This window comes from Streptomyces sp. ISL-87, from assembly GCF_018614095.1.
GTDB lineage: Bacteria > Actinomycetota > Actinomycetes > Streptomycetales > Streptomycetaceae > Streptomyces.
In genome coordinates, this window is record NZ_JAGGOY010000129.1 from 1 (window position 1) to 9974 (window position 9974).

Annotated in this window: 7 protein-coding genes and 2 pseudogenes; 5 read left to right on the forward strand and 4 right to left on the reverse strand. The window is 71.7% G+C overall.

All coding sequences use genetic code 11. From position 1 onward, the window contains the following. Positions 1-651 (forward strand): DUF4239 domain-containing protein (locus J7I97_RS35405; protein WP_214943900.1); only part of this gene is annotated, 651 nt, incomplete at its 5' end. A 185-nt stretch (positions 652-836) separates the two neighbouring features. Then, positions 837-1487 carry a hypothetical protein gene (locus J7I97_RS35410; protein ID WP_214943902.1) on the forward strand — a complete coding sequence of 217 codons (651 nt, stop codon included), beginning with the start codon at positions 837-839 and terminating at the stop codon, positions 1485-1487. Positions 1488-1612: 125 nt separating this feature from the next. Here the strand turns inward: J7I97_RS35410 and J7I97_RS35415 are convergent, their stop codons facing one another. Further along, positions 1613-2143 (reverse strand): hypothetical protein, encoded by a 531-nt coding sequence (locus J7I97_RS35415; protein WP_214943903.1) that lies wholly within the window; start codon positions 2141-2143, stop codon positions 1613-1615. A 352-nt stretch (positions 2144-2495) separates the two neighbouring features. Between J7I97_RS35415 and J7I97_RS35420 the strand changes: the two genes are divergently transcribed. Next, on the forward strand, positions 2496-3161 hold the full coding sequence (locus J7I97_RS35420) for a class F sortase (protein WP_214943905.1): 666 nt from the start codon (positions 2496-2498) through the stop codon (positions 3159-3161). A gap of 83 nt (positions 3162-3244) precedes the next feature. On the opposite strand, the gene J7I97_RS35425 is transcribed toward J7I97_RS35420, so the two are convergent. Then, positions 3245-4237 (reverse strand): polysaccharide deacetylase family protein, encoded by a 993-nt coding sequence (locus J7I97_RS35425; protein WP_214943907.1) that lies wholly within the window; start codon positions 4235-4237, stop codon positions 3245-3247. 70 nt (positions 4238-4307) lie between these two features. Further along, on the reverse strand, positions 4308-7610 hold the full coding sequence (gene lysX / locus J7I97_RS35430) for a bifunctional lysylphosphatidylglycerol synthetase/lysine--tRNA ligase LysX (RefSeq protein ID WP_214943909.1): 3303 nt from the start codon (positions 7608-7610) through the stop codon (positions 4308-4310). 60 nt (positions 7611-7670) lie between these two features. Between lysX and J7I97_RS35435 the strand changes: the two are divergent. Continuing rightward, a pseudogene (locus tag J7I97_RS35435) lies at positions 7671-8140 on the forward strand (universal stress protein). Positions 8141-8239: 99 nt separating this feature from the next. On the opposite strand, the gene J7I97_RS35440 reads toward J7I97_RS35435, so the two are convergent. Next, positions 8240-9451, reverse strand: a complete 1212-nt coding sequence (locus J7I97_RS35440) for a CapA family protein (protein WP_214943911.1) — start codon at positions 9449-9451, stop codon at positions 8240-8242. Between the two features lie 265 nt (positions 9452-9716). Here J7I97_RS35440 and J7I97_RS35445 point away from each other — a divergent pair. Continuing rightward, positions 9717-9974 (forward strand): annotated as a pseudogene (locus tag J7I97_RS35445) (IS1182 family transposase); the annotation flags it as partial.

The window sequence follows — 9974 nt, forward strand, 5'->3', positions numbered from 1 at the left end:
GTCATCGAGTACATGACGATGATGATCGGGGTGATCTACGCGATCGTGCTGGGCCTGGCGATCGCCGGCGTCTGGGAGGGCCGCGGGGCCGCCCAGGAGTACGTGCGCCAGGAGGCGCAGGCCCTGCACGAGGTCAGCGTCCGCTCCGAGGTCTATCCGGCCGAGGTGCGCAAGAAGATCCGCGCCGACGTCGACGCGTACGTGACGTACGTGGTCGACACGGAGTGGAAGGAAATGGCCGAGAACGGCAACCTCACGGATCACAGCGCGGAGCTGCTGGAACGCGTCCGCCGGGATGTGACCGACTATGAGCCGCGGACGGACCACGAGGGGCAGGCCTACCAGCCGCTGGTCGACCAGGTCGCGGTGGCGGACGACGCCCGCAACGCCCGCGGCCAGAGCGCCGGAGCCACCATGCCCGGGGTGGTGTGGTTCGGGCTGATCACCGGGGCGCTCGTGACGGTGGGTCTGATCTTCACCTTGCAGATCCGGCGCTCGTTCCGGGAACTGCTGCTCGCGGGCCTGTTCAGTGCGCTGATCGCGTTCCTGCTGTTCCTCATCTGGGACTTCGACGCGCCGTTCGGCCGGGGCATCGCGGCGACCGCCGAGCCGTTCTTCGCACAGTTCCCGCACCTCGGGCTGGAGGACTGAGCCGGGCCCGGCAAACCGGGGGCGGGCCGCCCGTCCCCGGTTCGGCCTACGGCCGTGCCCCATTCGCCCGGCCCTGATCGCGGGTCACCGCCCCCGCGCCTAGCGTGGCGGACATCGAGGTGCACAAGCCCCCCACGTGCGGAAACCCTTCCGCGGCTGCCCCTCGGGGATCCGGAGAATCAACCATGGGTGCGATACGCAGCTCCGCCACAGCCCTGCTGAGCGCCGGCGCCACGAGCGCCGCCCTTGCGCTCGGCGTCCTCGGCGCGCCCGCCGCGACCGCGGCCGAGGCCCAGCCCATCACCTCGTTCGGCTTCAGCATCACCCCCTCCACCGTCGCTCCCGGCGGTCAGGTGGCGCTCTCCGTCAGCGGCTGCAACGCCGCCTTCTCCACCGCCTCCTCCGGGGTCTTCGACACCGTGAGCATCGCGCGCGGCCAGACCGTACGGGTCACCGTTGACCGGGACGCCCGGCGTGGAGCCGTCTACTCCGTCTCCTTCACCTGCAACGGGGAGACCGGCTCGGCCGACCTCACCATCGCCGGCGGCACCACCCGGCCCACGACCAGCTCGACCACCGGAGCCACCCGCAGCGCCTCCCCCGGCGTCCCGCTCCGTGTCTCCCCCGGCGTCCCGCTCCGCGTCTCCCCCGGAGTCTCGCGCAGTGCCTCTCCCGCAGGCTCGCCCAGTGCCTCGCTGGGCGTCCGCGGGGGGCTCGGCGGCAGCGTGGCGGGTATGGATCCCCGGGAACTCGGCGCCGGCGCCGGCCTCTTCCTCGCCGCGGCCGGCGGCATCGCGTACGTGGTCCGGCGCCGCGCTGTCGGCCGAGGCCACTGAGACAGCCCCTGCAGCGGGCAACGCCCTCAATCGCGGTCGCCCCAAGTCAATCGCCGGTCGCCTCAAGTCCTGGCCAGGACTCGGGGCGACCGGCGGTTTCGGGGCTGACCGGGGAGGTCGGCCGGTCAGCCCCGGCCACCGACCGGGCGGCGACGGCGCATCACGTGGACGCCCGCGCCGAGGGCCGCCGCACCGACGAGGCCCGCACCGACGGCGGTCTCGGTGGCGGACGGGCCGAAGGAACCGCCGATGCCGCCCTGTGCGCCGTTGCCTTCGAGGATCGTGAAACGGTGCGTGGCGACCAGGCTGTTGTCGTTGCACTTGACGGACAGCGTGTGGTGGCCGGGCGAGGCGTGGTTGAAGATCCGGACGGTCGCGAACCCGATGGAGCCGGCCGACAGGTTCGTCTGCGGAAAGTTGCCGTGCGACCAGACCGTGCCGCCGTGGGTGCAGCCGGCCGCGCTGACCTGCATCGTGGCGCCCTGGTGGACGGAGTACGGATTGACCGTGACGTTGCTGGGCCCGTTGCCGCCGTTACCGCCGTTGCCGCCGCCGCCCGGCGGGCCGCCCGCCGGGTTCGCGGAGGCGAACGGAGCACTGAGGACAATGGCGGCGCAGGCCGCCGCGGCCACGGTGAGAGCGCGGAGAACACGCATGGTGGAACCTCCAGCGGGAAGCGCCCCGGAGCGGTCGCCCGGGAAGATCGACGAGAACGCCTCCCATGACGAACCCTCACTGCGGCGTGCAACCAGCGCATTTTCGCCTTTGGGCCGCCCGGTTGAGCGACACGCCGGGGCGCGGACGACTTTGCTGACGGATCCGCAGGTCACGACACGTCAGGCATTTATGTGATGATTACCTGGATGGGCGCACCCCTTCCGGCCCCACCACCCGTTCGCCTTTCACCGATCGCCCTCCCGGCCATGCACCCTTAGCGTGCGTGAAGAAGGGCGTACCGGGGAGGGACTGGAACGCGGGTCGGGACCCCCGCGTCGGGAAGGGAGAGCCATGACCGAGGACGAGAGTGAGCAGCCACGCAGAAGACGCTCCCTGTGGGGTGTGCTCGCGCTGGTCATGCTCACCGGCCTCGCCATGATGCGGAACGGAGTGAACGTCGACGACGGGCCACCGCAACCCGCCGCCGCCGCGGCGGTCGGGGTGAGCGTCGACCAGGCGCCGGTGAATCCGCCCGCGCCGCCGCCGGACATGGAGGTGCTGGAGCACTCGTCGGTGCAGCGCATCCGGATTCCCGCGATCAAGGTGGACGCGCCGGTGATGACGGTCGGGCTGGACGCGCAGGGCTGGGTCGACGCCCCGCCGCCGCAGGACCCCAATCTGGCCGGCTGGTACCTGAACGGCATCTCGCCGGGCCAGCAGGGCTCGGCGGTGATCGTGGGCCACGTGGACAACGCGCAGGGCCCGGCGGTCTTCTACGGGCTGGGCTCCGTCCGCAAGGGCAACCACATCGAGGTGGAGCGGTACGACGGGCGCACGGCGGTGTTCGAGGTGTACGGCGTGGAGGTCTTTTCCAAGGACGGCTTCCCCGGAGCCCGGGTGTACGGGGACACCGGGCACGCCGAACTCCGGGTGATCACATGTGGCGGCGGCTACTCGAAGGCCAAGGGCTACGAGGGCAACGTGGTCGTCTTCGCCCGGATGGTGGAGGCCCGCTGAGGAGTACGCCCGCCGCGCTCGCCGGTGAGTACGTCCGTTCAGCGGTACGAGCCTCACCCGCCGCCGCGCCGAGGGCGCCTCTCTCAGCGCGGCGGTAGCTTCGGCAGCGTCATCCGGTAGCCCCGCGCGAGCAGTTGGGGCAGGTACGTGCCCAGCGCCTGGACGCTCTGCGACCGGTTGCCTCCCGCGTCGTGGGACAGCACGATCACGCCGGGGGCGGCGCCCTTGAGAACCCGGGAGACGATGGTGGTGGTGCCCGGCTCCGTCCAGTCCAGCGTGTCCACCGTCCAGGCGAGCGGCTCCATGCCCAGCTCGGCCCCGAGTTCGAAGGCGGCCCGGTTCCACGCCCCGTACGGCGCCCGGAACCACAGCGGCGCCTCGCCGACGGTCTCCTGTACGACCTCGCTCGTGCGGCCGATCTCGGAGGCGAGGGCGGGCCTGGTGAGCTTGGGGATCAGCGGGTGGGTCCAGGTGTGGTTGCCGATGACATGGCCCTCGGCGGACATCCGGCGCAGCAGGTCCCGGTTCTCGGTGGCCATCTCCCCGCAGACGAAGAACATGGCGCGGACCCTGTGCCGGGCCAGGGTGTCGAGGATGCCGGGCGTGTAGCGGGGGTCGGGACCGTCGTCGAAGGTGAGCACCATGGAGTTCGCGGTGCTCGTGGCGGCCGGGAGTTCCAGGATGGGCCGGGTCCGGACGGCGGGTTTCGCCGCGGTCTGGCGGGCTGGGGCCTCGGAGGTCATCGGCTGTAGCCGGTACATCGTCGGGGGTGGTCCCTGGGGGCGCAGCGCGGGCGCTCCCCCGGCGCCGGCGGCTCCCGGCCCGGCGGCCCCGCCCGCGGCTCCCGGCCCGGCGGCCGGGCCGGGGGCGCCAGTTCCAGAACCCGGAGCACCGGCCCCGGAACCGGAAGCGCCGGTCCCGGAGCCGGGGCCGGGGCCGCCGGAACCCGGGCCCGCCGCGACGCCTTGGGTGCCGGCCTCGCCCCCGGTGAGCAGTCCGGAGGCGGCGGCGACTCCGAGGAAGACGGCGGTACGCAGAAGCACGCGTCGCCCTACTGTCAGCTCGTCATTTTTCATTATTACTAGGTATCAACGACACCGCCGCAGATGTCGAGAGACGCGAACGCGCCTCCTCCCCCTCACCCGATCAGCCGCGTCGCACCAACGGGAACGGCAGCGTCTCGCGGATCGTCAGACCCGTGAGGAACATGACCAGCCGGTCCACGCCGATGCCCAGCCCGCCGGTCGGCGGCATCGCGTACTCCAGGGCGTCCAGGAAGTCGTTGTCGAGCTCCATCGCCTCCGGGTCGCCTCCGGCCGCCAGCAGCGACTGGGCGGTGAGCCGCCGCCGCTGCTCGACCGGGTCGGTCAGCTCCGAGTAGGCGGTGCCCAGCTCCGTGCCGAAGGCCACCAGGTCCCAGCGCTCGGCGAGCCGTGGGTCCGCACGGTGCTGCCGGGTGAGGGGTGAGACGTCGGTCGGGAAGTCCTTGTAGAAGGTGGGCAGCTTGGTCCGCTCCTCCACCAGCCGCTCGTACATCTCCAGCACCACGTCGCCACGGGTGTCCTCGGGCCCGTGCGGCACGTGGGCGCGGTCGCACAGCTTGCGCAGCACGTGCTCCCCGGTGCCGGCGTCGACCTCCTCGCCCAGCGCCTCGCTGATCGCCCCGTACATGGTCTTGACCTGCCAGGGCCCGGAGATGTCATGGACGACGAGCTTCCCGTCCGGGCCCGCCTTGTGGGCGATCGGCGAGCCGAAGGCGGCGGTGGCGGCGCCCTGGATCAGCTCGCGCGTGAGGTCGAGCATCACGTCGTAGTCGGCGAAGGCCTGGTACGCCTCCAGCATCGTGAACTCAGGGTTGTGCTTGTAGGAGACGCCCTCGTTGCGGAAGGTGCGGCCCATCTCGAAGACCTTCTCCAGGCCGCCGACGCACAGCCGCTTCAGGTACAGCTCGGGGGCGATGCGCAGGTAGAGGTCGAGGTCGTAGGCGTTGATGTGGGTGCGGAACGGCCGGGCGTTGGCGCCGCCGTGGATCTGCTGGAGCATCGGCGTCTCGACCTCCAGGTAGCCGCGGTCCAGTAGCCCCTGGCGCAGCGCTTGCACCGCGCTGGACCGTGCCCGTACGACGTCCCGCGCCTCGGGGCTCGCGACCAGGTCGAGGTAGCGGCGCCGTACGCGGGCCTCGGGATCGGCGAGACCCTTGCGCTTGTCCGGGAGCGGGCGCAGGCATTTGCCGGTGAGCTGCCAGGAGCCGACGACGAGGGACAGCTCGCCGGATCTGGCGACGCCGACCTCGCCGCTCGCGACCACGTGGTCGCCGAAGTCGGCCTGGGAGGTGAAGGAGTTCAGCACCCCGGCCCCCGCCTCGTCGCGGGTGAACATCAGCTGTATGTCCCCGGACCAGTCGCGGAGCACGGCGAAGACCACGCCGCCGAGGTCCCGTACGACCATCACGCGCCCGGCGAGGGTGACCTGTTCGCCGGTGCGGGTGCCGGGCGGGTGGCCGGGGTGGGCGGCCTTCAGCCCGGCGACGGTGTGGGTGCGCTGCCGGATCCCGACGGGGTAGGGGTCGGTTCCGGCGGCCCGGATCCGCTCCAGCTTGTCGTGGCGGACCCGCACCTGCTCGGGCAGCCGCTCGGCCCGCGCCCCCTCGGCCCCCTCGCCTACGAGCTCCAGGCCGAGGGATTCGATGGAGGGCAGCCCCGCGGTGGTGACGGGCGCGGTGAGGCCCTTGGGGTGGCCGTTGCCCCACAGGGTGCGCAGGCTCGGTACGGAGACGAAGCCCTCGGCGATACCGGAGGCGAGGCTGACCCGGGCGAGCGAGCCGGCGTCCTGGTAGCAGAGGAAACGCGGGTACCACTCGGGGCCGTACTTGACGTTCGAGCGGTACAGCGCCTCCAGCTGCCACCAGCGGGAGAAGAACAGCAGCAGTTTGCGCCAGAGCTTGAGGACCGGGCCGGCGCCGATCCGGCCGCCCTCCTCGAAGGCGGAGCGGAAGACGGCGAAGTTGAGGGAGATCCGGCGTACGCCCAGGCCCGGTGCGGCGGCGCAGAGCTGCGCGACCATGAACTCCATGACCCCGTTGGGGGCGGTGCGGTCGCGGCGCATCAGGTCGAGGGAGATGCCGTCCTTGCCCCAGGGGACGAAGGACAGCAGGGCGATCAGCTCGTCCTTGTCGTCGAAGGCCTCGACCAGCAGGCAGTCCCCGTCGGCGGGGTCGCCGAGCCGGTCCAGGGCCATGGAGAAGCCGCGCTCGGTCTCGGTGTCGCGCCACTTGTCGGCCCGGTCGACGATGGTCCGCATCTCGTCCTCGGTGAGGGCGGAGTGGCGGCGGATGACGGTGGTGGCGCCGGTGCGCCGGACCCGGTTGACGGCCTGGCGGGTGACGCGCATGTCGCGGCCGTCGAGGTCGAAGTGGGCGACGTGCAGGATCGCCTCGTCGCCGAGCTGGAGGGCGCTGAGCCCGGAGCGGGCGTATGCATTGGCGCCGTCCTCGGAGGCCCCCATCACGGCCGGCTGCCAGCCGTAGCGGCGGGCGACGGCCAGCCAGGAGTCGATGGCGGGGGTCCAGGCGGCGGGGTCTCCCACCGGGTCGCCGCTGGCGAGGCAGACGCCGGCCTCGACGCGGTAGGTGACGGCGCCCTTGCCGTTGGGGGCGAAGACCACGGCCTTGTCGCGCCGGGTGGCGAAGTAGCCGAGCGAGTCGTTGCGCCCGTACGCGCCGAGCAGTGCGCGGATGCGGGGTTCTTCGTCCCCGTGCAGGGCGGCGGTCAGCCGCTGGGACCGGAAGAGTGTGGCGGCGGCGTTCAGCAGGGCGAGGGCGCCGAAGAGGCCGAGGAAGAAGTACAGCGGGCGGGGCGGGCGGCCGTCGAACTGCCGGGCCGAGAAGAGGCCGCCGAAGACCTGTTTGGCGGCCCAGTCGAGCCATTGCCCCTTGGGCAGGGTGCCGGGGAACAGCGCGACCAGGCCCCAGCCGAGGAGCACGGCGGCGAGCAGGCCGAGGCCGAGCACGAGCAGGGCCCGCCACAGGGCGCCGGGGCGGGAGGCGGCGTAGAACTCCTTGCGGGCGGCGATGAGGATCACCAGGGCCGCCACCGAGACGGCCATGGAGGAGAAGCCGACCCAGTAGTCCTCGTCGGCGATGATCAGGACGTCGACCAGGAGGAGCAGGGCCAGATAGGTGACGACGATCCACCAGGCGATCTTCTTGCGGGTGCCGAGTGCCGCGGCGAGCAGGAAGAGGAAGACGGCGTAGGCGAGGTTGGCGCTGACGGGCACCACGATCTGGTCGAGGAAGCGCACGACGTGCCGCAGCAGCCGCCTCAGGGTCGGGGAGAGCGACAGCAGGGCGCACAGCAGGCCGAGCGTCCCGAAGAACGCCCCGAACGCGTCGGGGACCCGGTTCAGGACGCGGTTCCGGGTTCCGCGGTTGTCCTCCACGGTGGCACTCATGATTCGCACTGTAGGGAGGGCCGCGGCCGCCCGCGCGTTGAGCCGGATAGCCTCGCGGGTGTGACGGAGAGCGTGAACACGGGATTCGAACGCGGTACGGACGGACCGAAGGTGATCCTCGCCGGGGTGGACGGCTCGGAGTCCTCCCTGCGGGCGGCGGCGTACGCGGCGGGGCTGGCGCGGCGGCAGAACGCGCTGCTGGCTCTGGTGTACGTACAGCCGGTGATGCCGGCCGGGGCTTCGCTGGGGCGCCGGTGGCCGGCACCACCGAGGAGATCGCGCAGGGGCTGGTGGCCGAGATCCGCGAGTCGGCCGAGCGGCTCAAGGGCATCTTCGACGTGCGCTGGCAGTTTCACACCTTCCGCGGCGACCCCTACTCGGGCCTGGTGAGCGCGGCCGAGGAGCTGACGGCGGACGCGGTCGTGGTCGGCGCGTCCGAGCAGGCCGGGCAGGCCGGGCATCGCATCGTCGGCTCGGTGGCGGTGCGGCTGGTGAAGGCGGGGCGCTGGCCCGTCACGGTGGTTCCGTAACGGAGGTGCTGTGACGGCGGTGCTGTGACGACGGTGTCGTGACGGCGGTGTCGTGACGGCGGGGCTGTAACGGCGGTGTCGTGACGGGCCGCGCGGGGCCTACATCCCCATGGTCAGGCCGTCCTTGGCCGCGCCCCGGCTGAGGACGGCCTCGCTGATGGCGTCCTGGGCGGTCTCGTAGTCGTCCCGGTCGGGGTGCTTGGCGAGGCCCTCGGGGAGGTTGACCACCTTGCCCGCGCCGATGTCCATCCACTGCGGGATGAACTCGGCCTTGGTGACCTGCCAGCGCTGCCCGGCGGCGGCCGGAGGGGCGAAAGTGAAGCGGCCGATCGAGCCGTAGCTGCCGCGCGGGTCGGTGGCGCCGGTGTGGTTGAACATCTGGCCGGCGATCTGGTCGCCCATTCCGTAGATGATCCAGGTCCCGTTGACCTTCTCGTAGGCCTGAGGAATGTGCGCGTGCGTGCCCAGGACCAAGTCGATGTCGGGGCGTCCGCCGGTCTGCGAGGCGGTCAGCGCCCTGCCGAGGGAGAGCTGCTTCTCGTCCGGCTCGGTCTGCCACTCCGTGCCCCAGTGCACGCTCACCAGGACCACGTCCGCGCCCGCCTTCCGGGCGGCCCGCGCGTCCGCGATGATCTTCTCCTGCTCCATCAGGTTGACCGCCCACGGCTGGCCGTCCGGCATCGGGTAGCCGTTCGTGTCGAAGGTGTAGGCGAGGTGCGCGACCTTGGCGGAACCGGCCGTGTACATCGTGGCCGTGGCCGCCTCGGCGGCCGTACGGGCCGAGCCGGCGTGCTTCAGGCCGACCTTGTCGAACTTGTCGAGGGTGCGCTTCAGGCCGTCGGCCCCGTCGTCCAGGGTGTGGTTGGACGCCGTGGAACAGCCGTCGTACCCGGCGTCCTTCAGGCCGTCGGCGATCTCCGGCGGGGACTTGAAGGCCGGGTAGCCGGTGAACGGCCCGTCGTCCTCGCCGTAGATGGTCTCCATGTGGCAGAGGGCCAGGTCGGCGGCGGAGACCACCGGCTTGACCCCGGAGAACATGGGCCTGAAGTCGTATCCGTCGCCGCCGGCGTCGGCCGCCCCCTGCCGGATGACCGAGGTGTGCGGCAGTACGTCACCGCTCGCGACCAGGGTGAAGCCCCTCGCGGCGGTGTCGGAGGTGGACCCGGCGGCACTGGACGGAGCCGGTTCCCGGGAGTTCCCGAGGCGGGCGGGTGCGGAACTCCGGGATCCCCCCGCGGCGGAGCAGCCGGCGACCGCCGACAGCAGGACGGCCGACAGGAGCGCGAGGGCCTGCCGCGTGCGCTTGGTCATCTGCGCCAGCTCTCATTAGTAGGACTATCTGATGATCTGAATCCATATAAGGACGCATCGGATGTCAAGAAGCGGTGCCGTGTCACCGGGCCCCGGTCACTCGATCGGCACCCTCGGGGGCCAGGCGGCGGGTCCGCGGCGAGGCGTCGGGGGGCCAGGCGGCCGGGCGTCGGGGAGGCTAGGAGCGTGGGTCAGTAACTGGCAACCCGCCTGTGGTTCGTGATCATTCATGCGGGATGATGTCGGTATGAGTGGTGGGGATGGGCTGTTCGAGGTCGAGCCGGTCGAGAAGAAGCAGCCACAGGGTCGTCCGTCGGCGGTGGACAAGCGGTTTAGGGCTTTCGACCCGCATCAGGTCCTGCTGCTGCCCCCGTCGCTGGACGACTGGCTGCCCCAGGACCACTTGGCCCGGTTCGTCGCCGACCTGGTCGACCAGGTGCTCGACCTGTCGCCGGTCCTGGCTGACTACACAGAGAAGCGCGGCTACCCGCCCTACGACCCACGGCTGATGGTGCGCCTGCTG